The sequence below is a fragment of the Aquabacterium sp. J223 genome, from assembly GCF_024666615.1.
Classification (GTDB): domain Bacteria; phylum Pseudomonadota; class Gammaproteobacteria; order Burkholderiales; family Burkholderiaceae_C; genus J223.
Genome location: NZ_CP088297.1, coordinates 2190569 through 2215500, shown reverse-complemented (window position 1 = coordinate 2215500; position 24932 = coordinate 2190569). Strand labels below are relative to the sequence as shown.

The window sequence follows — 24932 nt, the reverse complement described above, 5'->3', positions numbered from 1 at the left end:
ATCGCGGCCAACCCTGCAGCGTACCCGAGCGCTGCCCGGTGCCTCGGACCGTTCCCCGGCCGCCCTCCCCGACTTCCCGGAAATGCCCATGTCGCTGTTCGACACCGTCCAACTCGCCCCGCGTGACCCCATCCTCGGCCTCAACGAGCAGTTCGCGGCCGACACCAACCCCAAGAAGGTCAACCTCGGCGTCGGCGTCTACTACGACGAGCAGGGTCGCCTGCCGCTGTTGAAGTGCGTGGCGACGGCCGAGCGTCAGTTGATGGAGGCGCCGAAGGCCCGTGGCTACCTGCCGATTGACGGCATCGCGGCCTATGACAAGGCGGTGCAGCGCCTGGTGTTCGGCGACGGCAGCGCCGTGTTGAAGGAAGGCCGAGTCGCCACCGTGCAGGCCATCGGCGGCACCGGCGGGCTGAAGATCGGCGCCGATTTCCTGAAGAAGCTGAACCCGGCCGCCAAGGTGCTGATCAGCGACCCGAGTTGGGAGAACCACCGGGCGCTGTTCACCAACGCCGGCTTCGAGGTGGGCACGTACCCCTACTACGACGCCGAGTCGAAGGGCATCCACTTCGACGGCCTGCTGGCCGCGCTGCGGGCGGCCCCTGCCGGCACCGTCGTCGTGCTGCACGCCTGCTGCCACAACCCCACGGGTTACGACCTGACGCCGGCCCAATGGACGGAGGTGGTGGCGGCGGTGACGTCGGGCCGCCTGGTGCCCTTCCTTGACATGGCCTACCAGGGCTTCGGTGTGGGGCTGGCCGAGGACGGCGCCGCGGTGCAGCAGTTCCTGGCGGCCGGCATCGACTTCTTCGTCTCCACCTCGTTCTCGAAGAGCTTCTCGCTGTACGGCGAACGCGTCGGCGCGCTGAGCGTCGTCTGCGCCAGCGCGGAAGAAGCCCAGCGCGTGCTGAGCCAGCTCAAGATCGTCATCCGCACCAACTACAGCAACCCGCCGACGCACGGGGCCCAAGTGGTGGCGACCGTGCTGGACACGCCGGCCCTGCGGGCGATGTGGGAGGAGGAACTGGCCGGGATGCGGCAGCGCATCCGCGCCATGCGGCAGGCGTTCGTCGCCAAGCTGACCGACGCGGGCGTCCCCGGCGATTTCGGCTTCATCACCCGGCAGCAGGGCATGTTCAGCTATTCAGGCCTGAGCGCCGCGCAGATGCAGCGCCTGCGCAGCGAGTTCGGTGTCTATGGGGTGGACTCCGGCCGCATCTGCGTGGCGGCGCTCAACGACCACAACATCGACCACGTGGTTCAGTCGATCGCCAAGGTCGTGTGACGTCCACACTGTCGCCAACGTGACAGATCGGCGACAGATCTGCATTTTTTCTGTGGTTTTTGCGGGTTGCTGGCGGGCACGCCCAGTGCACCATTGAGGATGTTGCGCCGCACCATGGGTGCGGCTTCACACGCCGGCTCGGCTGGCGTGTTCATCGCATTCCGAGGGCATGGCCATGCTTTACCAGATCTACGAGACCCAGCGTGCATTGACGGCCCCGTTCGCCGAGTTCGCCCGCGCCTCCGCCAAGCTGTACAGCCACCCCCTGTCGCCCTTCGCCCAAGCGCCGCTGGCCGACCGGATGTCGGCCGGCTTCGACCTGGTGCACCGGCTGGCGAAGGAATACGAGAAGCCGGAGTTCGGCATCCAGACCGCGCAATGCGGCGGCGTCGAGGTCGCGGTGCAGGAACAGGTGGCGCTGGAGAAGCCGTTCTGCCGCTTGTTGCGCTTCAAGCGCTTCACCGACGACCTGGACGCGCTGTCGCGCATGAAGCAGCAGCCCACCGTGCTGGTGGTGGCGCCGCTGTCCGGCCACCACGCCACGCTGCTGCGCGACACCGTGCGCAGCCTGCTGCAGGACCACAAGGTCTACATCACCGACTGGACCGATGCCCGCATGGTGCCGGTGAGCGCAGGGCCCTTCCACCTCAACGACTACGTGCGTTACGTGCAGGAGTTCATCCGCCACATCGGGCCCGATGTGCACGTCATGTCGGTGTGCCAGCCGACCGTGCCGGTGCTGGCCGCGGTCTCGCTGATGGCCAGTGCAGGCGAACCGCTGCCGCGCACGATGACCATGATGGGCGGCCCGATCGACGCCCGCCGGTCGCCCACCGCGGTCAACAACCTGGCGATGAACAAGAGCTACGAGTGGTTCGAGAACAACGTCATCTACCGCGTGCCGCAGAACTACCCGGGCTCCGGTCGCGCGGTGTACCCCGGCTTCCTGCAGCACACCGGTTTCGTGGCGATGAACCCCGACCGGCACCTCAGCTCGCACTACGACTACTTCCTCGACCTGGTGAGGGGTGACGAAGAAAGCGTCGAAGCCCACCGTCAGTTCTACGACGAGTACAACGCGGTGCTCGACATGCCGGCCGAGTACTACCTGGACACCATCAAGACCGTCTTCCAGGACTTCGCGCTGGTCAACGGCACCTGGCAGGTCGACGGCCAGCTGGTGCGGCCACAGGACATCCGCCAGACGGCGCTGCTGACCATCGAAGGCGAACTGGACGACATCTCGGGCGCCGGCCAGACGAAGGCCGCGCACGGCCTGTGCACCGGCATCCCGCCGGAGCGTCAGTTCCACTACGACGTCGAGGGCGCCGGCCACTACGGGATCTTCTCCGGCCGCCGCTGGCGCGAGAAGGTCTACCCCGAGGTGCGCCAGTTCATCGCCCGTTTCGACGGTACCGTCGCCGAGCGCCACGGCCGGGCCACCGGCGCCAGCGCGGAAGCGGTGGCGGCGCGGCCGGCACGCTGACGCGCCACGCCAGCCGCAGGGTCGGATGCCACCGCCGCTCGCCGATTCGCTCGCCGACGCGCTCGACGCCAGCCTGCCGCAGACGCAGTGCACGCGCTGCGGCTACCCGGACTGCCGCCGTTATGCCGAGGCCATGGCGCACGGCTCGGCGGCGATCAACCGCTGTCCTCCCGGGGGCGCGGAAGGCGTCGCGCGGCTGGCAGCCCTGACCGGCCGCTCCGTGCTGCCGCTTGACCCCGACTGCGGGGACGAGGGCCCGCTGCGCGTCGCCCGCATCGCCGAGGCCGACTGCATCGGCTGCACGCTGTGCCTTGACGCCTGTCCGGTGGACGCCATCGTCGGCGCGCCGAAGCGCATGCACCAGGTCGTCGCCGCCCATTGCACCGGCTGCGCGCTGTGCCTGCCGCCGTGCCCGGTGGACTGCATCCGGCTCGACACCACCGAACCCGCGCGCACCGGCTGGGCCGCCTGGCAACCCTGGCAGGCGGAACAGGCCCGGCAGCGCTACCGCGCGCACCAGGCCCGGCGGGAGGGGATCGCCGGCATGGCGGCCACAGCGGGTGACGCGCCGCCCGACGCGGCCACGCCGGCGGATGCCGCCTCGGGCGTGCCAACGGTCACCCCCTCGCCGGCACCGGCCGGCGGCGCCGACCATCGCCCGCAGCGCCTGCTGGCCCAGGCGCTGGCGAACGCCCGCGCCCGGCGGACGCAGGCCGTCTGAGCCCGCCCCGGGCCCACCTCCGCCGGTGCGCGACCAGGACGTCGACCCCTTTTTCGCCGCGCTTCGGGCGGCCAACCCCGAGCCACGGGCCGAGCTCGAGTACAGCAGCGTCTTCGAGCTGCTGGTCGCGGTGCTGCTGTCGGCGCAGGCCACCGATGCCGGGGTGAACAAGGCAACCCGCCGGCTGTTCCCCGTGGCCAACACGCCGGCCGGGCTGATCGCCCTCGGCGAGGCCGCGATCGCCGAACACATCCGCACCATCGGGCTGTACCGCACCAAGGCGAAGAACCTGCTCGCCACCTGCCGCCTCCTGCTCGAGCAGCACGGCGGCGAGGTGCCGCGCCATCGCGAGGCGCTGGAAGCGCTGCCCGGCGTCGGCCGCAAGACGGCCAACGTGGTGCTCAACGTCGCGTTCGGCGAGCCGACGATGGCGGTGGACACGCACATCTTCCGCGTCGCCAACCGCACCGGCCTGGCGCCCGGCCGCACGCCGCTGGCGGTGGAACTGCGCCTGCTCGACCGCGTGCCGCAGGCCTACCGGCAGGACGCCCACCACTGGCTCATCCTGCACGGCCGCTACGTCTGCCAGGCCCGCCGACCGCGTTGCCTGGACTGCGCCGTCAGCCGCTGGTGCGACAGCTTTCCGCTGGTGGAAGCGCCGCCGACGCCCTGAGCCGCCACGGCGGCCGCCGCAGGACCGCGGCCTACAATCCGCCGACCTCGTCGGACGACCGCCACCCAGCATGTCGAAGATCGAAGACCTTGCCGAGCGGGTGGAGCGGCTGCTGCTGCGCCATGCCGAATTGCGGCGCACCAACGTCCTGCTGGCCCAGCAGTTGGAGAGCGTGAGCGCCGAACGCGAAAGCCTGCGCTCCCGGCTGGCCGCCGCCCGCGCCCGCATCGACGCGCTGCTCGAGCGGCTGCCCCCCGATGCCGAACCGCGCATCGCGGCCGCGCTGCAGACGCCGCCCACGCCGACGCCCGACGACGAGGCCCGCCGATGAAGCAGATCGAAGTGACCATCATGGGCCAGAGCTACCTGCTCGGCTGCCCGGATGGCGGCGAGACTTCGCTGCAGGCCGCCGTGGCGTCGGTGGACCGCGAGATGTGCGCCATCCGCGATGCCGGCCGGGTCAAAGCCCGCGAGCGCATCGCCGTGCTGGCCGCGCTCAACCTCGCGTTCCAACTGGCGGAGAAGGGGCGCGAAACCACCCAGCGCGCCCCGGCGCTCGGCGGCGAGGCGGGCGAGGCCAGGCTGGCCCAGCTGGTTCAGCGCCTCGACGAGGCGTTGAACGACGACGGCCGCCTGTTGTGACCTTTGCAAGCACAAGGATGTGCAGGCCCGGCCTTAAAATCACATCCGTTCGCCGCGTTCGCGCGGGTTTTTATTTCCTTGAACCGATGCTCTTTGAGCAAGGGCTTGGAACATTGCCGGGCTGGTGCGATCGTCTCGCGTCAGATGAACCCGATGCCCGGCTGACCTCGCCCACCTGAATCCACCTGGGTTCAGGAATGCGGCCCGCGGCTCGCGGCGAACACCTTCTTCAAGCGGCCTGCCCCTCTCCGGGTCCAGGCCGCTTCTTCATTCCGCGTCGAAGCGGATGCTGGCCAGCGTCACCTGGTTCCCACCCCGGCGGCGGGCTTCGGTCAGCGCGGTCTCGCAGGCGTCGACCAGGTCGGCCTGGGACACGGCGGTGTGCGGGAAGCTGGCCACGCCCATCGACACGGTGAAGCCGAGGTCCTCGCCGTCGAGCACGACGATCTGTGTGGCGCACTGCCGGCGCAGGCCTTCCATGCGGGCATGCGCGGTGGCCAGCCCGACACCCGACAGCAGCACCGCGAAGCGCTGCTCGTCGATGCGGCTGGACGCGTCCATCGCCCGGGTGTTGCTGCGCAGGAGCCGGCCCACCGCCTCGAGCACACGCTCCTGGGCCTGTTCGCCGCGGTCGCGCACCCGGTCGGTGGGCGGGTCCAGGCCGATCAGCACCATCGAGAACTCGCGGTGCTCGCGGGTCGAAAGGTCGACCTCCCGGCGCAGCTGGTCGTCGAAATGGCCGCGCGAGTACAGCCCGGTGACGCGGTCGCGCACCGACTGCTCCTGCAGCTCCCGCCGCAGCTGTTCGTTGGCGCGCTGCTGCTGCTCGAGCTGCTCGAGCGCCGTGCGCAACTGCGCCTCGCGGCCGCGGTGGGCGCGCTGGTCGGTCCACAGGCTGCACAGCCAGCGCCGACCGTCCTCGCCCCGGGTCACCGCACGCAGCACCGACAGCTCCTGCCGCACCCCGTGCCAGTCGAACTTGTGCTCGCTGGCGAACACGCCTTCGCCGTGCGACAGCGCCGTCTGGTCGGCGGCGCGCAGGCTGGCGGCCACCGCACCTTCGAAGATCTCGACGTCGGTGCGGCCGCGCACCTGATCGGCGGGCAGGCCGAGCCAGGCGACCATGGCCGGGCTCACCCAGACGTAACGACCGCTGCCCACGTCCTTCAGCAGCAGCATCGCCCCCTGGCGCTCGAGCAGCGCCGGGAGCAAGGCGCCCAGCACGCCCTGGCTGGCATCGGCGTCGGCGGGGGAGAAAGCGAATCGGGCATCCGAGAAGGCGTCAGCGGAGGCGGGGCCGGCGCCGCGCGTCGGTCTCCGCGCATGGTCGGCGGGTGGTCGGTGCGAGGCAAGTGCAGGCCCGCGCACATTCAAAGCGATCCCTAGCTTGAACTTGGGAAAGCATCGTATCAGCCCCCTGTTTCGGCCAACGCCACCGCAAGTGGACCCCCTGGTCTCGGGGGCTTGCGCCGTCGGCCAACGCGGGCGTCACGTGTCGCGCTGGTGCAGTCCGCGCACCGGATGACAGCGGCCGCACCACCGCCGCGCATTCGCCACAGCGGCCCCGTCGCCCTTGCCGAGGCAAGGCCGGGTGGCATGGATGCTGCATTGCAATGCGCGGGCGCAGCGTCGCGCCCGGATTGGGCACCGCAACGCCGGTCCTGCGCACACCGCAGTGCGCAGCCGATGTGCCTCCTTGAACCGCCATGCGGCCTCTGGCCCCGGCGGGTTTCGTGCAAGCGAAACGGAGCGCCACGTGAGCCCGACTGTCCCCCTCCCTGTTCCCTCCCACTGCCGGTCGCCATGGACCGGGCCGCACCGTTGCGCGTGCGCCCGTCCTGCCGTGCAGCGCCCCTGGTGTGACCCGAAGCGAGCGACGCCATGAAGAAGATGAAGCTGGTGATGGTGGGCAACGGCATGGCCGGTGTCCGCACGATCGAGGAGCTGTTGAAGATCGCGCCCGATCTGTACGAGGTGACGATCTTCGGTGCCGAGCCGCACCCGAACTACAACCGCATCCTGCTGTCGCCGGTGCTCGCCGGTGAGCAGACGATCGACGAGATCATCCTCAACCCGCTGGCGTGGTACGAGGAGCACGGCATCACCCTGCACCGCGGCAAGAAGGTGGTGCAGATCGACCGCCGGCGCCGCGTCGTGCGGGCGGAGGACGGCACCGAGGCGGAGTACGACCGCCTGCTGCTGGCCACCGGCTCCAACCCCTTCATCCTGCCGGTGCCGGGCAAGGACCTGCCGGGCGTCATCGCGTACCGCGACATCGCCGACACCGACACAATGATCGAGACGGCGAAGACGCACCGGCACGCGGTGGTCATCGGCGGCGGCCTGCTCGGCCTGGAGGCGGCCAACGGCCTGATGTTGCGCGGCATGGACGTGACGGTGGTCCACATCTCGCCCTGGCTGATGGAACGGCAGCTCGACGAGACCGCCGGACGCCTGCTGCAGAAGTCGCTGGAAGCGCGCGGGCTCAAGTTCCGCCTCTCGGCCCACACCGAAGCGCTGCTGCCCGCCGAGGACGGGCGCGTCGGCTCCGTCCGCTTCAAGGACGGCAGCGCCATCCCGGCCGACCTGGTGGTGATGGCCGCGGGCATCCGGCCGAACACCGAGCTGGCCGAAAAGAGCGGCCTGCACTGCAACCGCGGCATCGTCGTCACCGACACCCTGCAGACCGTGACCGACGCGCGCATCTATGCGGTGGGCGAATGCGCCGCCCACCGGGGCATCGCCTACGGCCTGGTGGCGCCGCTGTTCGAGCAGGGCCGGGTCTGCGCCACCCACCTGGCCGAGTTCGGCATCGGCCTGTACACCGGCAGCCAGGTCTCGACCAAGCTCAAGGTCACCGGCATCGACCTGTTCTCGGCCGGCAACTTTACCGGCGGCCCCGACTGCGAGGAGGTGGTGCTGAGCGACGCCGCCGGCGGCGTCTACAAGAAGCTGGTGCTGAAGGACGACAAGCTCATCGGCGCCTGCCTGTACGGCGACACGGTGGACGGCTCCTGGTACTTCAAGCTGCTGCGCGAGGGCCGCGCGGTGCACGACATCCGCGACAAGCTGATGTTCGGCGAATCCAACATCGGCGACGTCGGCCACGAAGGCCACAGCAAGGCCGCGGCGATGGCCGACACCGACGAGGTCTGCGGCTGCAACGGCGTCAACAAGGGCGCCATCTGCAAGGCCATCAAGGAGAAGGGCCTGTTCACGCTGGATGAGGTGCGCAAGCACACCAAGGCCAGCGCCAGCTGCGGCTCCTGCACCGGCCTGGTCGAGCAGCTGCTGATGTTCACCGCCGGCGGCGACTACTCCAAGCCGCCGACCAAGAAGGCGATGTGCGGCTGCACCGACGCCAGCCACCAGGACGCCCGCGAGGCCATCCGCGCCGACCACCTGCTGACCATCGCCGAGGTGCACAAGCGCCTGGGCTGGCGCACGCCCAACGGCTGCGCCACCTGCCGTCCGGCGCTGAACTACTACCTGATCAGCACCTGGCCGAAGGAAGCGCAGGACGACCCGCAGAGCCGCTTCATCAACGAGCGCAGCCACGCCAACATCCAGAAGGACGGCACCTACAGCGTGGTGCCGCGCATGTGGGGCGGCGAGACCACCGCCGACGAACTGCGCCGCATCGCCGACGCGGTGGACAAGTACAAGATCCCCACCGTCAAGGTGACCGGCGGCCAGCGCATCGACCTGCTGGGCGTGAAGAAGGAGGACCTGGTCAACGTCTGGAAGGACATCGGCATGGCCTCGGGGCACGCCTACGCCAAGGCGCTGCGCACGGTGAAGACCTGCGTGGGCAGCGAGTGGTGCCGCTTCGGCACCCAGGACTCCACCCAGATGGGCAAGGACCTGGAGCGTGCGCTGTGGCGCATGTACGCGCCGCACAAGGTCAAGCTCGCCGTCAGCGGCTGCCCGCGCAACTGCGCGGAGTCCGGCATCAAGGACGTCGGCGTGATCGGCGTCGATTCGGGCTGGGAGATCTACGTCGGCGGCAACGGCGGCATCAAGACCGAGGTGGCGCACTTCTTCGTCAAGCTGAAGACGCCGGCGGAGGTGCTGGAGTACTCCGGCGCCTTCCTCCAGCTCTACCGCGAGGAGGGCTGGTACCTGGAGCGCACCTGCCACTACATCAACCGCGTCGGCCTGGACTACGTGAAGAAGAAGATCCTCGAGGACGACGACCTGCGCCGCCAGCTCTGGGCCAAGCTGCAGTTCTCGCTCGACGGCGAACCCGACCCCTGGTTCGAGTTCGACAAGGCCGCGGTGGACACCCGCCAGTTCATCCCCCTGCAACCCGCCTGAAGCCCACCATGAGCGACTGGAAGACCATCTGCCGCGTCGAGGACATCCCCGTGCTCGGGGCGCGCCGCGTGGCGCGGCCCCGAGGCATGGCCGTGGCCGTGTTCCGCAACGCCGAGGACAAGGTGTTCGCCCTGCTCGACCGCTGCCCGCACAGGGGCGGGCCGCTGAGCCAGGGCATCGTCTTCGGCGAATCGGTGGCCTGCCCGCTGCACAACTGGAGCATCGGGCTGGACAGCGGCTGCGCCGCGGCGCCGGACGAGGGCTGCACGCCGCGCTTCGCCGTCAAGGTCGAGGCCGGCCAGGTGATGCTGGACGGCCACGAGCTGGCCACCCACGCGCTGGACCTGCCGGCGCCGGTGGCCGGCCCGGGCGCCACCACCGGCGCGGTGGGCGACCAGACCTTCGACGTGCAGGCGCCGCATTCGGCGTGATCGCGGCCTGAGCACTGCGGCCATGCGCGAGACGAAGTCCACCTGCCCTTACTGTGGCGTCGGCTGCGGCGTCGTCATCGAGAGCGACGGCGACGCCATCACCGGCGTGCGCGGCGACCCCGACCATCCGGCCAACTTCGGCCGCCTGTGCACCAAGGGCAGCACGCTGCACCTGACCGCGTCGCCGGTGCTGGTGCAGGGCCACCGGCTGCTGGCGCCGCAGCACCGGCCGCAACGCGGCGGGCCGCTGCAGCCCCTCGGCTGGGACGCCGCGATGGACCTTGCCGCACAGCGCCTGGCCGGCATCGTCGAACGCGACGGGCCCGACGCGGTGGGCCTGTACCTCTCCGGCCAGCTGCTGACCGAGGACTACTACGTCTTCAACAAGCTGGCCAAGGGGCTGCTGGGCACCAACAACGTCGACACCAACTCGCGGCTGTGCATGAGCTCGGCGGTGGCCGGCTACAAGGCCACGCTGGGCGCCGACGCGCCGCCGGCCTGCTACGACGACGTGCGCCACGCCGCCACGGTGTTCATCACCGGCAGCAACACCGCCTGGGCACACCCGGTGCTCTTCCGCCGCATCGAGGACGCCAAGCGCGACAACCCCGGCCTGAAGATCGTCGTCGCCGACCCGCGGCGCACCGAGACGGCCGAGATGGCCGACCTGCACCTGCCGCTGCTGCCCGGCAGCGACGTGGCGCTGTACCACGGCCTGCTGCACCTGATGCTGTGGGAGGGCTGGGTCGACGCCGCCTTCATCGAGGCCCACACCACCGGCTTCGACGCGCTGAAGGCGCGCGTGCGCAACGCCACGCCGGCGCTCACGGCGCAGCTCACCGGGCTGGACGAGGCGGCGCTGGTGCAGGCGGCGCGCTGGTTCGCCGGCGTCGAGCCCGGGGTGGCGGGGCGCCGGCCGACGCTGTCGCTCTACTGCCAGGGCCTTAACCAGAGCGCCGACGGCACCGCCAAGAACGCCGCGCTGATCAACCTGCACCTGGCCTGCGGCCAGATCGGCAGGCCGGGTGCCGGTCCCTTCTCGCTCACCGGCCAGCCCAACGCCATGGGCGGGCGCGAGGTCGGCGGCCTGGCCAACCTGCTGTCGGCCCACCGCGACCTGGCGAACCCGGCCCACCGCGCAGAAGTGGCCGGGCTGTGGGGCGTCGATGACGTGCCGGCCACGCCCGGCAAGACCGCCGTCGAGCTGTTCCAGGCCGCCGCCGACGGCGAGGTGAAGGCGCTGTGGATCGCCTGCACCAACCCCGCCCAGTCGATGCCCGACCAGGCCACCGTGCGCCGCGCCCTGCAGCGCGCCGAGTTCGTGATCCTGCAGGAGGCCTACGCCACCACCGCCACCGCGCCCTACGCCGACCTGCTGCTGCCGGCCAGCAGCTGGGGCGAGAAGGACGGCACGGTGACCAACAGCGAGCGCCGCATCAGCCGCGTGCGCGCCGCGGTGCCGCCGCCCGGCGAGGCACGCGACGACTGGCGCATCGCCCGCGACATCGCGCGCCGGCTGGAGCTGCGGCTGCGCCCCGGCCGGCCGACGCTGTTCCCCTACGACAGCGCGCAGGCGGTGTGGCGCGAGCACCGCGAATCGACCCGGGGCCGCGACCTCGACATCACCGGCCTCGACTGGCTGGTGCTGGAGCGCCAGGGGCCGCAGTGCTGGCCCATGCCGCAGGGCGCCGAACAGGGCGCCGAACGGCTCTACACCGACTTCCACTTCGCCACCGACGACGGCCGCGCCAAGTTCTTCGACGCGCCCTTCGTGCCGCTGGCCGAGCCGCGCGACGCCCGCTTCCCGTTCAGCCTGACCACCGGCCGCCTGCGCGACCAGTGGCACGGCATGAGCCGCACCGGCACGCTGGGCCGCCTCTTCGGCCATGTGCCGGAACCCACGGTCGAGCTGCACCCGTCGGACGCCGCCCGCCTCGGCCTGGCGGACGGCGCGCTGGCGCAGGTCACCTCGCGCCGCGGCACGCTGCTGCTGCCCGTGCAGACCACCACGGCGGTGGCACCGGCCCAGGCCTTCATCGCGATGCACTGGGGCGAGGAGTTCGTCAGCGGCCAGAACGGCCACGGCGATCCGCTGCCGGGCGTCAACGCGCTGACCACCGGGGCCTTCTGCCCCACGTCGAAGCAGCCGGAACTGAAGCACGCTGCGGTGAAGGTGGTGCGCGCCGAGCTGCCGTGGCGGCTGGTCGCCGCCGCCTGGTTGCCCGATGACCGTGCGCCCCAGGCGCTGACCGCGTTGCGCGCGCTGCTGCCGCGCTTCGGCTTCGCCACCTGCGTGCCGTTCGGCCGCGACCGCAGCGGCGTGCTGTTCCGGGCCGCGGCCTACGAGCCGCCGCCGGCCGCGCTGCTCGACGCCGTGCAGGCGGCGCTCGACCTCACCGACGGCGAGCGCCTGCTGCGCTACGACGACCCGCGCCGAGGCCAGCGCCGGCGCCTGCGGCTGGTGCCCGACGGCGCCGGCGACTGGCGGCTGACCGGCCTGCTCCTGGCCGGCGACACCAGCGCCGAGGCCTGGATCCGCGGCCTGCTCGACGAGGGAAGCCCGGCCGGCCGCTTCGGCCGCCAGCTGCTGCAGGCGGGCGCCACGCCGCCGGTGGCGGTGGTCGACCGCGGGCGGCAGGTCTGCGCCTGCCTGGACGTGCGGGAGCCGCAGATCCTCGAGGCCCTGGCGGCCATGGACGAACGCGGCGAGGCCGCCCGCGTCGCCGCGCTGCAGCAGCGGCTGCGCTGCGGCACGCAATGCGGGTCCTGCCTGCCGACGCTCAAGCGCATGGCCGCGCAGCCGGTGGGCCTGCCCGCCGCCGCATGAGGGTCTCCCCAAAGGCCTGAAACTTGCGAATCCGGCGCAGGGGTTTCGAATGAGCATTGCCCACCACATCAGGGAGATCGGCCGCGGCGCCGCCGGCGCCAGGTCGCTGGACCGCGAACAGGCGCTGGACCTGATGCGCCAGGTGCTGGACCGGCAGGTCACGGACCTGGAGATCGGCGCCTTCGCGCTGGCCATGCGGGTCAAGGGCGAATCGCTGGACGAGCTGATCGGCTTCCTCGACGCCACCCACGAACGCTGCGCGCCGCTGCCCGAGGCCGGTGCGCCGGTGGTGCTGCTGCCGTCCTACAACGGCGCCCGCCGCCTGCCCAACCTCACGCCCCTGCTGGCGCTGCGGCTGGCGCAGGAAGGGCTGAAGGTGGTGGTGCACGGCCCGCTGCAGGACCCGGCGCGGGTCACCACCGCCGACGTCTTCCACAGCCTCGGCCTCGCCATCGCCCGGCAGGTGGAGGAGGCCGAGCAGGCCTGGTCGCGCCAGGAGCCGGCCTTCGTGCGCACCGACCTGATGTGCCCGCCGCTGGCCGCCCTGCTCGACGTGCGCCGCGTGGTCGGCGTGCGCAACTCGGGCCACACCGTGGCCAAGATGCTCAAGCCGCTGGCCGGCCGCGCGCTGCGGGTGGTCAACCACACCCACCCCGAGTTCGGCGAACTGATGCGGCAGTACGCCGCGGCGACGCACGCCGACATGCTGCTGCTGCGCGGCACCGAGGGCGAGCCGGTCGCCGATCCGCGCCGGCAGCCCCGCATGGACGTGGTCATCGGCGGCCTGCGGCGCGAGGACCTCAGCCTGGCGCCGCAGGAGGGCGTGCTGGCCGAATTGCCGGTGCTGCCCCGCCAGCACGACGCCACCACCACCGCGCTGTACATCCAGTCGGTGCTGAGCGGCGAGAAGCCGGCCCCGGGCCCGCTGGAGCAGCAGGTGCAGGCCATCGTGGCGGCGGTGCGGGCGATCGAGCGCGGCGAGGCGCTCAAGGAGAGGACGGCGTGAGCCGGCCCTGGTGCGCCCTGGTCGGCGCCGGGCCCGGCGACCCCGAACTGCTGACGCTGAAGGCGGTGAAGACGATCCGCCGCGCCACGGTGCTGCTGGTCGACGACCTGGTCGGACCCGACGTGCTGGCCACCGCGCTGGCCGGCGTCGACGCGCCGCCGCGCATCGTCCACGTCGGCAAACGCGGCGGCTGTGCCAGCACGCCGCAGGCCTTCATCGAGCGGCTGATGGTGGCCGAGGCGCTGGCCGGCGAGCGCGTGGTGCGGCTCAAGGGCGGCGACCCCTTCGTCTTCGGCCGCGGCGGGGAGGAGGCCGAGGTGCTGCGCGCGGCGGGCATCGAGGTCGAGGTGGTGAACGGCATCACCGCGGGGCTGGCCGCCGGCACCTCGCTCGGCGTGCCGCTGACCCACCGCGACCATGCGCGGGGGGTCATCCTGGTCACCGGCCATGCCCGCGAGGGCGGCCAGCCGCCGGACTGGGCGGCGCTCGGGCACGCGGCGGCGCAGGGGCTGACGCTGGTCGTCTACATGGGCATCGCGCAGCTGCCCGCGCTGTCGGCCGGGCTGCTGCAGGCACTGCCCGGCGACACGCCGGCCGCCGCCGTGCAGCACGCGACGCTGCCGCAGCAACGCCAGGTGGTCGCCACGCTCGGCACGCTGCCGGCGGCGGTGACCGCGGCCGGGCTCGGCAGCCCGGCGGTGTTGATCGTCGGCGACGTGCTGCTCGGGCTGGCGCGAGCGGGCGAGGCGCCGGCCGACCCGGTCCGCCTCACGGCCTGACGGGCCGGCCCGGCCGGGATAATCCGGCCGCATGCCCCCTGTCTTCGACGCCGTCGTCATCGGCGCCGGCGCCGCCGGGCTGTTCTGCGCGGGCATCGCAGGGCAGCGCGGTCTGACGGTGCTGCTGCTCGACCACTCGCCCAAGGTGGCGGAAAAGGTCCGCATCTCCGGCGGCGGCCGCTGCAACTTCACCAACCGCGACGCCGGGCCGGCGCACTTCCTGTCCGAGAACCCGCGCTTCGCCCGCTCGGCGCTGGCGCGCTACTCCGCGGCCGACTTCATCGCGCTGGTGCAACGCCACCGCATCCCCTTCCACGAGAAGCACAAGGGGCAGCTGTTCTGCGACGACAGCAGCCAGCAGGTCATCGACCTGCTGCTGCGCGAATGCGACGCCGGCGGCGTGGTGCGCCGCCAGCCGTGCGCCGTGGGCGAGGTCCGGCCGTCCGACCGCGGCTTCGAAGTCGACACGGCGGCCGGCCCGGTGCGCGCTGCCCAGGTGGTGGTCGCCACCGGCGGCCTGCCGGTGCCCGCCATCGGCGCCACCGACTTCGGCCTGCGCCTGGCACGGCGCTTCGGCCATGCGGTGGTCGAGCCGCGGCCGGCGCTGGTGCCGCTGACCTTCGACGCCGCGGCGTGGGCGCCATTCGCCGGCCTGGCCGGGGTGGCGCTGCCGGTGCACATCCGCGCCGGCGACCGGCCGGCGCCCACCTTCGACGAGGACCTGCTGTTCACCCACCGGGGCCTGAGCGGCCCGGGCGTCCTGCAGGCGTCCAGCCACTGGCGAGCCGGCCAGCCGCTGGACATCGACCTCCTGGCAGGACGGCCGCTGGCCGACGAACTGCTCGCCGACAAGGCGGCCGGCGCGCGACGCCAGCTCGGCAACCGCCTGGCGCAGGTGCTGCCGCAGCGGCTGGCCGAGCAGTGGCTGGCGGCGCACGACCTCGAGGCGCACAAGCCCGTGGCCGAGTTGCGCGACCGCGACATCGCCCGCCTCGCGGAGGGCCTGCGGCGCTGGCAACCGCGGCCCAGCGGCACCGAGGGCTGGAAGAAGGCCGAAGTGATGGCCGGCGGCGTCGACACCCGGGAGCTCAGCTCGCAAAGCCTGGAAAGCCGCCGCGTGCCGGGCCTGCATTTCATCGGCGAGGTGGTCGACGTCACCGGCTGGCTGGGCGGCTACAACTTCCAGTGGGCCTGGGCCAGTGCGGCGGCCTGTGGGCGGGCCTTGCGGACGTACAGCGTCGCCGGGCTATAATCGTCGTCTTTGCTAGCAAGAACCGCGTGTTCGATCGGCCGGGCGCCGAGGGCAGCCCAGGCGACGAGTCTGGCGCCGCTGGTGGCCTGGGTGGGGATTCCGGAACCTTCCGCACCCCTGGCCGCCGCTTGAGGCCCGCCGCCGACACCGAGCGCACCTCCCCCAAGGACTTTCCGTTACATGACCACCATTCGCGTCAAAGAAAACGAGCCGTTCGACGTGGCCCTGCGCCGCTTCAAGCGCACGATCGAGAAGCTGGGCCTGCTGACCGAACTGCGCGCACGCGAGTTCTACGAGAAGCCCACGGCCGAGCGCAAGCGCAAGAAGGCTGCGGCGGTGAAGCGCCACTTCAAGCGCGTGCGCAGCATGCAGCTGCCGAAGAAGCTGTACTGAGCACCCGGCGCCTCGGCCACCAGGAAGCCCGCGCGGGACGCCGCCGCGGGCTTCTTTGTTTTTCCGACCTCCACCGCCCCGCACCATGAGCTTGAAAGAACGCATCCAGGACGACATGAAGGCCGCCATGCGCGCCAAGGACAGCGACCGGCTGTCCACCGTGCGCCTGCTGCTGGCCGCCATCAAGCAGCGCGAGGTCGACGAACGCATCACGCTGGACGACGCGGCCGTCGTCGGCGTGGTCGACAAGATGGTCAAGCAGCGCCGCGACTCGGTGGCCGCCTACCAGGCCGGCGGCCGGCAGGACCTGGCGGACAAGGAAGCGGCCGAGATCACCGTGCTGCAGGCCTACCTGCCGCAGCGCCTGGGCGAGGCCGAGCTGGCCACCGCCGTGGCCGCCCTGGTGCAGCAGGTGGCCGCCGAACTCGGCCGCCCGCCAGCCGCGGGCGACATGGGCAAGCTGATGGCGCTGGCGAAGGCCGAGCTGTCGGGAAAGGCGGAGATGTCCGCAGTCTCCGCAGCGGTCAAGCGCGCGCTGCAGGGTTAAGCTCGCGCCCCTGCAAACCGCTTGTTGCAGTCCACGGACCGCTTCCCTGCCCGGGCCGTCCGTGTCCGTTCCGCCCCGCCAGGAGTCGAGATGAGCAGCCTTCCCCTGCAGCGCATCGCCCCCGATGTCTGCGTCGCCCCGCAGCTGGAGCCGGCCGCCATGGCCGTGGCCGCCGCGCAGGGCTTCAAGAGCGTGGTCAACAACCGGCCCGACTTCGAGGGCGGCCCGGACCAGCCCACCAGCGCGGCCATCGAGGCCGCGGCCAACGAGGCGGGCCTGGTCTATGCGCACCTGCCGGTGCAGGGCGGCTGGCAGTCGCCGGACGAGATCGCGCGCTTCGCCGAACTGCTGGCGGAGCTGCCGCGGCCGCTGCTGGCCTTCTGCCGCTCGGGCGCCCGTTCGACGCGGCTGTACCAGCAGGCGATCGCGATGGACCGGTGACGTCCCTTTCCCCACACAACGACGAGAGACAGACGACATGACCCAGCCCCGTTTCCACCGCCGGCACCTGATCGCCGGTGTCGCGCTGGCCGCCGCGGCCGGCCTGCCCACCCTGACCTTGGCCCAGGCGCAGGACCTCAAGATCGGCGTGGCCGAAGCCCTGTCCGGCGGCGCCGCGCAGTACGGCGTGGCCATCCGCAACGGCTTCCAGCTGGCCGTCGACGAGATCAACGCCGCCGGTGGCGTCAATGGCCGCAAGATCAGCCTGGTCGTCGAGGACGAGCAGGGCAAGAAGGAAGAGGCGATCAACGTCTTCAAGAAGCTGATCTTCCAGGACCAGGTGCTGATGGTGTTCGGCCCGACGCTGTCGAATTCCGCGCAGGCGGCGGACCCGATCGCCCAGGCCGCCAAGACGGTGGCCTTCGGCACGTCGAACACCGCCGACGGCATCACCTCGATCGGCGACTACGTCTTCCGCAACTCGGTCACCGAGGCCGACGTGCTGCCCGAGACGCTGAAGATGGCGGTGAAGAAGGCCGGCGTGAAGAAGGTGGCCGTGCTCTACGGCAACGACGACGTCTTCACCAAGAGCGGCTACGACAACTTCAAGAGGGCGCTCGACGACCTGAAGATCCCGGTCACCACCACCGAGACCTTCGCCAAGGGCGACGTCGACTTCAAGGCCCAGCTCACCAAGATCAAGGCCACCAACCCCGACGCGCTGGTGCTGTCGGCGCTCATCGCCGAAGGCGCCCCGATCATGGTGCAGGCGCGCCAGCTCGGCCTGAACGTGCCGGTCATCGGCGGCAACGGCATGAACTCGGTGCGGGTCTTCGACCTCGCCAAGGAGCGCGCCGACAACCTGTGGGTGGGCAGCCCCTGGTCGATCGAGAACCAGACCGACGCCAACCGCAAGTTCATCGTCGCCTACACCAGCAAGTACAAGTCGGCGCCGGACCAGTTCGCGGCCCAGGCCTACGACGCGATGTACATCGCCACCCAGGCGATGAAGAAGGTGAAGTTCAGCGGCAACCTGGCCGCCGACCGGACCGCGTTGCGTGACGCCCTGCCGACGGTGAAGTGGACCGGCGCCACCGGTGCCTTCGAGTTCACCCGCGCCAGCGACCGCTCGGGCAAGCCCGCCGGCTACGACGCCAAGCAGACCGCCATCGTCAGCGTGACGAAGAACGGCAAGTTCGTCCTCGAGAAGTAAGCCGCGCGCCAGCGCAACCGGGGCGTCGGTGACGACGCCCCGTTTTTTTGACCGGGATCACCACCGTGCTGGAACAACAGCTGATCAACGGCCTGTCGCTGGGCTGCGTCTACGCGCTCTTCGCGCTGGGCTTCACGCTCATCTTCGGCGTGCTGGGCGTCATCAACCTCTCGCACGGCGCGGTGTTCATGGTCGGCGCCTACGCCGCCCTGCAGGCGGTGCTGCTGTGGTCGCTGCCGTGGTGGGCGGCGCTGGTCGTCGGCTTCGTCGTCAGCGGCCTGCTCGGCGTGGCGATCGACGTGCTGGTGCTGCGGCCGCTGCGCAAGCGCAATGCGCCGCACCTGATCCCGATGATCGCCACCATCGGCGTCGGCATCGCGCTGAACAGCACGGTGCAGGGCCTCTTCGGCGCCGAGAACCTGCGCTTCCCGCCCGAGGTGCTGTCCGACCAGTCGCTGGACATCGGCGAACTGCACCTCACCTCGCTGGAGCTGGGCATCATCCTCGGCTCCTTCGCGCTGATGGCGGCGCTGCTGCTGGTCATCCGCCGCACGCAGACGGGCCGCGCCCTGCGGGCCATCGCCGAATCACCGAAGGCCGCCTACCTGCTCGGCATCCACGTCGAGAAGCTGTTCATCCTCACCTCCTTCATCGCCGCCGGCCTGGGCGGCGTGGCCGGGGTGCTGATCGGGCTGTACTCCAACGCCGTCTTCCCGCTGATGGGCCAGCCGATGCTGCACAAGGGCATCGCGGTGATCATCCTCGGCGGCATGGGCGACATCCGCGGCGCCATGCTGGGCGGCCTCTTCCTCGGCTTCGCCGAGGTGCTGTCGGTGGCCTACGTCGGCTCGACCATGCGCGACGCCGTGGCCTTCGGCCTGCTGTTCCTCATCCTGCTGGTCAAGCCGACGGGGCTGTTCGGCCGGCAGCAAGAGCGCAAGGTTTGATCGTGGGCAGCTTCGAGAACTTCTGGGCCATCTACAGCAACCTGGTGCTCACGCTGGGCACCAACGCGCTGCTGGCGCTGTCGATCTACCTCACGCTGTCCTGCGGGCTGCTGGCCATGGCCAACGCCGCCTTCATGGGCATCGGCGCCTACACCTCGGCGCTGCTGACCATGCTGGTCGGTGCGCCCTTCCCCGTCGCGCTGGCGGGCGGCATGGCGGCACCGGCGCTGATGGCGCTGGTCATCGGCACGCCGACGCTGCGCCTGTCGGGCGTCTACCTGGCGATGGCGACGCTGGGCTTCGGCGAGGTGGTGCGGGTGACCATCCTCAACACCGATCAGTGGACCGGCGGCGCGCTGGGCCTGAACGGCATCCCGCCGCTGACCCAGTGGTGGCATGTGGCGCTGGCCGTCGCGATCACGCTCTTCGTGCTGTGGCGGCTGCGCCGCTCGAAGGTGGGCCGCGCTTTCGAGGCCATCAAGGAGGACGAGACCGCCGCCGGCCTGATGGGCGTGGACGTCAACCGCTTCAAGCTGCTGGCCTTCGTGCTGGGCGCGGTCATCGCCGGGCTGGCCGGCGCGCTGAACGCGCACCTGACCTTCTTCATCGGCCCCAACGAGTACGGCTTCGACCGCGGGGTGGAGATCCTGACCATGGCCATCCTCGGCGGCATCGGCGGGCTGACCGGTCCGGTGCTGGGCAGCACCATCCTCACCCTGCTGCCCGAACTGCTGCGCGGCCTGAAGGACTTCCGGCTGGTGGTCAACGGCCTGATCCTGGTCGTGATCACCCTCTTCCTGCCCAAGGGGCTGTGGGACCCGCTGCGCTTCAAGCGCTGGTTCGGCCGGCGCGCGGCCTGAGGGGGGACGGGACATGCTCAAGCTCTCCCACCTGTCGAAGAACTTCGGCGGCCTGCAGGTGCTGCAGGACGTCAGCTTCGAGGTGCCCGCCGGCACCATCTTCGGCCTCATCGGCCCCAACGGCGCCGGCAAGACCACCGTCTTCAACCTCATCACCGGCCTGCAGCAGCCGTCGGGCGGCGACATCCTGTTCGAAGGCCGTTCGCTGCCCGGTCACAAGCCGCACCAGGTCACCCAGCTCGGCATCGCGCGCACCTTCCAGAACATCCGCGTCTTCAAGGAGATGACGCTGCTGCAGAACGTCACCGTCGGCGCGCACCGCCACCTCGGCTACGGCACCGCCGGCCTGCTGTTCTCGCTGAAGGCGTTCCGCGAGCAGGAGCAGCGCGCGCGCGACCATGCGATGGAACTGCTGTCCTGGGTCAAGCTGGACCACAAGCACGGCGAGCTGGCCGACAACCTGTCCTACGGCGACCAGCGCAAGCTGGAGCTGGCGCGGGCGCTGGCCACGCAGCCGAAGCTGCTGATGCTGGACGAGCCGGTGGCCGGCATGAACAGCGCGGAGAAGACCGAGCTGATGCGCGTCATCGAGGGCATCAAGGCCCGGGGCTTCACCATCTTCCTGATCGAGCACGACATGCGCTTCGTCATGGGCCTGTGCGAACGCATCGCGGTGCTCAACTTCGGCCGCATCATCAGCGAGGGCGGCCCCGAGCAGGTGCGCCACGACCCGCAGGTGATCGAGGCCTACCTGGGCCGCGACGACGAGCCGGTGGCGGAGGCGACCCGATGAGCCGGCCGATGCTGGAAGTGCAGGACCTGCAGGTCGCCTACGGCCACATCCAGGCGGTCAAGGGCATCAGCCTGGACCTGCAGCCGGGCGAGATCACCACGCTGGTCGGTGCCAACGGCGCCGGCAAGTCGACCACCCTGATGGCGCTGTCGGGCCTGGTGAAGAAGGCCGCCGGCCAGGTGCTGTTCGAGGGCGAAGACATCGGCCGCTGGTCGCCGCACCGCATCGTCGAACGCGGCATGGTGCAGGTGGCCGAGGGCCGGGCCACGCTGACCACGCTGACCGTGCGCGAGAACCTGGAGCTCGGCGGCTACACCCGCCGCGACGGCAAGGCCGAGCGCGAGGCCGACCTGGACCGTGTCTTCGCCCTCTTCCCGCGCCTGAAGGAGCGGCTGGACGGCCTGGCCGGCAACCTGTCCGGCGGCGAGCAGCAGATGCTGGCCATCGGCCGCGCGCTGATGGCCCGGCCGCGGCTGCTGCTGCTGGACGAGCCGTCGATGGGGCTGGCGCCCATCATCGTGCAGGACATCTTCCGCACGCTGCGGGAGATCAACGCCCAGGGCCTGACCATCTTCCTGGTCGAGCAGAACGTGCGCCAGGCGCTGAAGATCGCCCACCGGGCCTACGTGCTGGAGACGGGGAGGATCGTCGTCAGCGGCCGCGGCCGCGACCTGCTGGACGACCCGAAGGTGCAGGAAGCCTACCTGGGCGGCTGAGGCCGAGGGGCTCAGGCCCCCGCCACCTTCATCTTCTCGATCAGCACCGAGCCGGTGGTCTTGGTGCCCAGCGTGTAGCGGTCGGCACCGACGGCGACGACGTCGCGCAGCATCTGCTTCAGGTTGCCGGCGATGGTGACTTCCTCCACCGGGTGCACGATGCGGCCGTTCTCCACCCAGAAGCCGGCGGCGCCGCGCGAGTAGTCGCCGGTCACGCCGTTGACGCCCTGGCCCATCAGCTCGATGACGAACAGGCCCCGGTGCAGCTTGCGCAGCATGGCGTCGAGGTCGTCGCCCGGCTGGGTCAGGCGGCTGGTCAGCGTCATGTTGTGCGCCCCGCCGGCATGGCCGGTGGTGGCCATGCCCAGCTTGCGCGCCGAGTAGCTGGACAGGAAGTAGCCCTGCAGCACGCCGGCGTCGACCACCCGGCGCGGGCGCACCCGCACGCCCTCGTCGTCGAAGGGCGAACTGCCCTTGCCGCGCGGCACCAGCGGGTCCTCGTCCAGGTCCAGGTGATCCGCCAGCACCGGCCGGCCCAGGCTGTCGTGCAGGAAGGTGGCCTTGCGGTACAGCGCGCCGCCGCTGACGGCGCCGACCAGCGAACCGATCAGCCCGGTGGCCAGCGTCGACTCGAACAGCACCGGCACCTCGCAGGTGGCGATCTTGCGGCTGCCCAGGCGGGACAGCGCGCGTTCGGCGGCATAACGCCCCACCGCCTCCGGCGCGGCCAGGTCGTCGGCGGCGCGCATGCTGCTGTACCAGGCGTCGCGCTGCATCTTCGCGCCCCGGCCTGCGATCGGCGCCACCGACAGCGAATGCCGCGAGCTGGCGTATCCGCCGCCGAAGCCCCGGCTGTTGGCCATCCAGAAGTGCGACTGCTGGGCCGAGACACCCGCGCCTTCGGAGTTGGTGATGCGCTTGTCGGTGCCCAGCGCGGCGGCTTCGCAGCGGCGGGCGATCGCCGCCGCGCCCTCGGCGTCGATGGCCCAGGGGTGGAACAGGTCGAGGTCGCGACCGGCCTCGTCGGGGCCGGCCAGGTCGTCGGCGTCGGGCAGCCCGGCCGCCGGGTCTTCGGCGGTGAAGCGGGCGATGTCGTAGGCCGCCTGCACCGTGGCCTTCAAGGCCGCGGCCGAGAAGTCGCTGCTGCTGGCGTTGCCGCGCCGCCGGCCCAGGTAGACGGTGACGCCGAGCGACTTGTCGCGGTTGCGCTCGACGTTCTCCACCGCGCCCTTGCGCACCGACACCGACAGCCCCACCCCTTCGGACACCTCCACCCCGGCGTCGCTGGCCCCCAGGTGTCGGGCCAGCAGCAGCGCGTCGCGCGCGATCTGCTGGAACTGGTCGGGGGTGTGGGCGAAACCGGTGGTCGAGGAGCTCATCAGGCGGGTCGTGGCGCGGGCGAAACGACGTTGGGCAGGCGAGAACTATGATAGCCGCCACCCCTTTCCAGGCCCTTCCTCCAAGCCCTGCCCGCGCGCACGGCCCGCGGCGTCGAATGCCCCCTTCCCTGCCCCCCTCCACCGAACCGAACGAGCCGGCGTCGCGCGACGACCGCCCCAGCAAGACGCGCCGCAAGCAGCAGTCGCACGACCTGCAGTCGCTGGGCGAAGCGCTGGCGTCCCTCGGCGACGACCGGCTGACGCGGCTGGTCGCCGACGGCACGATGACCGAGTCGCTGTTCGACGCGCTGCACGAGTACAAGCGCACCCGCTCCTTCGAGGGCCGGCGCCGGCAGATGCAGTACGTCGGCAAGCTGATGCGCCAGCTCGACCCCGAGCCCCTGCGCGAGGCGGTGGCCGAGCAGCGCCTGCCCGGCGCCCGCGCCACGCTGCGCCTGCACCTGGCCGAGCGCTGGCGCGACGAACTGATTGCCGACGATGCGGCCTTGACGCGCTGGATCGCCGAGTTCCCCGACAGCGACGCCCAGGTGCTGCGCAGCCTGCTGCGCGCCGCCCGCAAGGACGGTGTGCGGCCGCTGGGCGAACGCCAGGGCCGGCACCACCGCGATGTCTTCCGCTTCGTGCAGCAGGCGCTGGACGGGGCCGGTGACCCCTCACAACGAGACGATGAGCGAGACGACGAATCCCAAGACGACTGACGGCGCCGCCGGCTTCGAGCCGGTGCGCATCGGCCTGGTGTCGGTCAGCGACCGGGCCTCGGCCGGGGTCTACCCGGACGAGGGCCTGCCCGCCCTGCGCGAATGGCTCGGCCGTGCCCTGCGCAACCCGGTGGACTGGCGCGAGCGCCTGATCGCCGACGACCAGCCCACCATCGAGCGCACGCTGGCCGAACTGGTCGACACCGACGGCTGCCACCTGGTGCTCACCACCGGCGGCACCGGCCCGGCACCACGCGACGTCACGCCCGAAGCGACCCTGGCGGTGGCCGACAAGGTGATGCCGGGCTTCGGCGAGCAGATGCGCCAGATCAGCCTGCGCTTCGTGCCCACCGCCATCCTGTCGCGGCAGGTGGCCGTCATCCGCAAGGGCGCGTTGATCGTCAACCTGCCCGGCCAGCCCAAGTCGATCGCCGAGACGCTGCAGGGGCTGCCGACCGCCGGGCCGCCGGTGCCCGGCATCTTCGCCGCGGTGCCCTACTGCATCGACCTCATCGGGGGCCATACCTGGAAACCGACGCGGCGGTGTGCGATGCCTTCCGGCCGAAGTCGGCCCGTCGGCCTGCTTCACCCGCCGGTGGACCGGGAACGCCGGCTACTTGACGAGCCGGCTGAGCGCCCCCGCGTCGAAGCGCTCGGTGGTGTGCGCGTCCTGCGGCACGCAGTCGCCGTCGGGCAGTTCGCGGGCGCCGGCCGACAACTTCTCGATGGCCTGCCACAGCAGGGCGATCTGGTGCTCATGGCCGGAGGCGTTGTCGATCAGGCCGCGCAGCGCCTGCGCCACCGGGTCGTCGCCCTGCGTCACGCCATAGGCCGAGAAGCCCAGCTTGTTGGCCGCCGCCTCGCGCGCCACGTCGCCGTCCTTGACGACGATGCGCGCCGGGATGCCGACCGCCGTCGCGCCGGGCGGCACCGGTTGCAGCAGCACGGCGTTGGAGCCGATGCGCGCGCCGTCGCCGACGGTGAAGCCGCCCAGCACCTTGGCGCCCGCGCTGACGATCACCCCGCGGCCCAGCGTCGGGTGCCGTTTGGCTCCCTTCGTCAGCGACGTGCCGCCCAGCGTCACGCCCTGGTAGATGGTGCAGTCGTCGCCGACCTCGGCGGTCTCGCCGATCACGACGCCCATGCCATGGTCGATGAACACCCGGCGGCCGATGGTGGCGCCCGGGTGGATCTCGATGCCGGTCAGCGTGCGGGCGACGTTGGAGATGAAACGGCCCAACCACTTGAAGCCCGCGCGCCAGCAGGCCTGCGCCCAGCGGTGCAGCACCAGGGCGTGCAGTCCGGGGTAGCAGGTGAGCACCTCCCATGCCGAGCGCGCGGCGGGGTCGCGCTCTCGGATGCAGGCGATGTCGTCACGCAGGCGGTCGAACACGGGGCGGGTCGGTCGGTGGAGGATCGTCGGGAAGTGTATGCGCCGGCCCCTCGGGGTGCGGGCGGCCCGCCCGGTGGCCGGAAAGACAACAGGGACCTGGCGGTCCCTGCTG

General features: G+C 71.4%; 24 protein-coding genes, 1 other RNA gene and 1 pseudogene. 23 read left to right on the top strand and 3 right to left on the bottom strand.

The window, feature by feature from the left end:
* Nucleotides 1-88 precede the first annotated feature (88 nt).
* From LRS07_RS10690 to ssrS, 7 genes are all read left to right on the top strand, one after another.
* Nucleotides 89-1285: an amino acid aminotransferase gene (locus LRS07_RS10690; protein ID WP_260501890.1), complete on the top strand. Its 1197-nt coding sequence runs from the start codon at nt 89-91 to the stop codon at nt 1283-1285.
* Between the two features lie 175 nt (nt 1286-1460).
* On the top strand, nt 1461-2771 hold the full coding sequence (locus LRS07_RS10685) for a polyhydroxyalkanoate depolymerase (RefSeq protein WP_260501889.1): 1311 nt from the start codon (nt 1461-1463) through the stop codon (nt 2769-2771).
* Between the two features lie 25 nt (nt 2772-2796).
* Complete coding sequence (locus tag LRS07_RS10680; protein WP_260501888.1) at nt 2797-3492, top strand: RnfABCDGE type electron transport complex subunit B; 696 nt, start codon at nt 2797-2799, stop codon at nt 3490-3492.
* Nucleotides 3493-3517: 25 nt separating this feature from the next.
* Complete coding sequence (nth, locus tag LRS07_RS10675) at nt 3518-4165, top strand: endonuclease III (RefSeq protein ID WP_260501887.1); 648 nt, start codon at nt 3518-3520, stop codon at nt 4163-4165.
* 70 nt (nt 4166-4235) lie between these two features.
* The gene (locus LRS07_RS10670) at nt 4236-4496 is read left to right on the top strand and encodes a DUF904 domain-containing protein (protein ID WP_260501886.1); all 261 of its coding nucleotides are present in this window, start codon (nt 4236-4238) and stop codon (nt 4494-4496) included.
* The gene (locus LRS07_RS10665; protein ID WP_260501885.1) at nt 4493-4807 is read left to right on the top strand and encodes a cell division protein ZapA; all 315 of its coding nucleotides are present in this window, start codon (nt 4493-4495) and stop codon (nt 4805-4807) included. The genes LRS07_RS10670 and LRS07_RS10665 overlap by 4 nt, the downstream gene beginning before the upstream one ends.
* A 46-nt stretch (nt 4808-4853) precedes the next feature.
* Nucleotides 4854-5031, top strand: a non-coding RNA gene (ssrS, locus tag LRS07_RS10660) — 6S RNA.
* 43 nt (nt 5032-5074) lie between these two features.
* Here the strand turns inward: ssrS and LRS07_RS10655 are convergent.
* Nucleotides 5075-6031, bottom strand: coding sequence for a GGDEF domain-containing protein (locus tag LRS07_RS10655; protein WP_260501884.1), 957 nt, complete (start codon nt 6029-6031; stop codon nt 5075-5077).
* A 657-nt stretch (nt 6032-6688) separates the two neighbouring features.
* Here LRS07_RS10655 and nirB point away from each other — a divergent pair.
* The 14 genes from nirB (at nt 6689) to LRS07_RS10585 (ending at nt 21329) form a co-directional block, all read left to right on the top strand.
* Nucleotides 6689-9124 (top strand): nitrite reductase large subunit NirB, encoded by a 2436-nt coding sequence (gene nirB, locus LRS07_RS10650; RefSeq protein ID WP_260501883.1) that lies wholly within the window; start codon nt 6689-6691, stop codon nt 9122-9124.
* 8 nt (nt 9125-9132) lie between these two features.
* Nucleotides 9133-9555, top strand: a complete 423-nt coding sequence (nirD, locus tag LRS07_RS10645) for a nitrite reductase small subunit NirD (protein WP_260501882.1) — start codon at nt 9133-9135, stop codon at nt 9553-9555.
* A 22-nt stretch (nt 9556-9577) separates the two neighbouring features.
* Nucleotides 9578-12382: a nitrate reductase gene (locus LRS07_RS10640; RefSeq protein ID WP_260501881.1), complete on the top strand. Its 2805-nt coding sequence runs from the start codon at nt 9578-9580 to the stop codon at nt 12380-12382.
* Between the two features lie 49 nt (nt 12383-12431).
* Nucleotides 12432-13388 carry a DNA-binding protein YbiB gene (gene ybiB, locus LRS07_RS10635; RefSeq protein WP_260501880.1) on the top strand — a complete coding sequence of 319 codons (957 nt, stop codon included), beginning with the start codon at nt 12432-12434 and terminating at the stop codon, nt 13386-13388.
* Nucleotides 13385-14167 (top strand): uroporphyrinogen-III C-methyltransferase, encoded by a 783-nt coding sequence (gene cobA, locus LRS07_RS10630; protein WP_260501879.1) that lies wholly within the window; start codon nt 13385-13387, stop codon nt 14165-14167. Before ybiB ends, cobA begins: the two co-directional genes overlap by 4 nt.
* A 31-nt stretch (nt 14168-14198) precedes the next feature.
* On the top strand, nt 14199-15419 hold the full coding sequence (locus tag LRS07_RS10625) for a BaiN/RdsA family NAD(P)/FAD-dependent oxidoreductase (RefSeq protein ID WP_260501878.1): 1221 nt from the start codon (nt 14199-14201) through the stop codon (nt 15417-15419).
* Nucleotides 15420-15599: 180 nt separating this feature from the next.
* Nucleotides 15600-15812: a 30S ribosomal protein S21 gene (rpsU, locus tag LRS07_RS10620; RefSeq protein ID WP_104301834.1), complete on the top strand. Its 213-nt coding sequence runs from the start codon at nt 15600-15602 to the stop codon at nt 15810-15812.
* Between the two features lie 85 nt (nt 15813-15897).
* Entirely contained in the window at nt 15898-16359 is a 462-nt protein-coding gene (locus LRS07_RS10615) for a GatB/YqeY domain-containing protein (RefSeq protein ID WP_260501877.1), read from the top strand.
* 90 nt (nt 16360-16449) lie between these two features.
* Complete coding sequence (locus LRS07_RS10610; protein WP_260501876.1) at nt 16450-16800, top strand: protein tyrosine phosphatase family protein; 351 nt, start codon at nt 16450-16452, stop codon at nt 16798-16800.
* 37 nt (nt 16801-16837) lie between these two features.
* Nucleotides 16838-18013, top strand: coding sequence for an ABC transporter substrate-binding protein (locus tag LRS07_RS10605; RefSeq protein ID WP_260501875.1), 1176 nt, complete (start codon nt 16838-16840; stop codon nt 18011-18013).
* A 65-nt stretch (nt 18014-18078) separates the two neighbouring features.
* A complete protein-coding gene (locus LRS07_RS10600; protein ID WP_260501874.1) occupies nt 18079-18960 on the top strand; it encodes a branched-chain amino acid ABC transporter permease in 882 nt (293 codons plus the stop codon).
* 2 nt (nt 18961-18962) lie between these two features.
* Nucleotides 18963-19820, top strand: coding sequence for a branched-chain amino acid ABC transporter permease (locus LRS07_RS10595; RefSeq protein ID WP_260501873.1), 858 nt, complete (start codon nt 18963-18965; stop codon nt 19818-19820).
* Nucleotides 19821-19833: 13 nt separating this feature from the next.
* The gene (locus tag LRS07_RS10590; RefSeq protein ID WP_260501872.1) at nt 19834-20613 is read left to right on the top strand and encodes an ABC transporter ATP-binding protein; all 780 of its coding nucleotides are present in this window, start codon (nt 19834-19836) and stop codon (nt 20611-20613) included.
* Nucleotides 20610-21329 carry an ABC transporter ATP-binding protein gene (locus LRS07_RS10585; RefSeq protein ID WP_260501871.1) on the top strand — a complete coding sequence of 240 codons (720 nt, stop codon included), beginning with the start codon at nt 20610-20612 and terminating at the stop codon, nt 21327-21329. The genes LRS07_RS10590 and LRS07_RS10585 overlap by 4 nt, the downstream gene beginning before the upstream one ends.
* 11 nt (nt 21330-21340) lie before the next feature.
* On the opposite strand, the gene pmbA is transcribed toward LRS07_RS10585, so the two are convergent.
* Complete coding sequence (gene pmbA / locus LRS07_RS10580) at nt 21341-22708, bottom strand: metalloprotease PmbA (RefSeq protein WP_260501870.1); 1368 nt, start codon at nt 22706-22708, stop codon at nt 21341-21343.
* A 116-nt stretch (nt 22709-22824) separates the two neighbouring features.
* Here pmbA and yjgA point away from each other — a divergent pair, with 116 nt between their 5' ends.
* Nucleotides 22825-23427 carry a ribosome biogenesis factor YjgA gene (yjgA, locus tag LRS07_RS10575; protein WP_260501869.1) on the top strand — a complete coding sequence of 201 codons (603 nt, stop codon included), beginning with the start codon at nt 22825-22827 and terminating at the stop codon, nt 23425-23427.
* Nucleotides 23396-24048: pseudogene (gene mog, locus LRS07_RS10570) on the top strand (molybdopterin adenylyltransferase). Before yjgA ends, mog begins: the two are co-directional and overlap by 32 nt.
* Here the strand turns inward: mog and cysE are convergent.
* Nucleotides 24041-24820, bottom strand: coding sequence for a serine O-acetyltransferase (cysE, locus tag LRS07_RS10565; RefSeq protein ID WP_260501868.1), 780 nt, complete (start codon nt 24818-24820; stop codon nt 24041-24043). The pseudogene mog and the gene cysE sit on opposite strands and share 8 nt — an antisense overlap.
* Between the last annotated feature and the right edge of the window lie 112 nt (nt 24821-24932).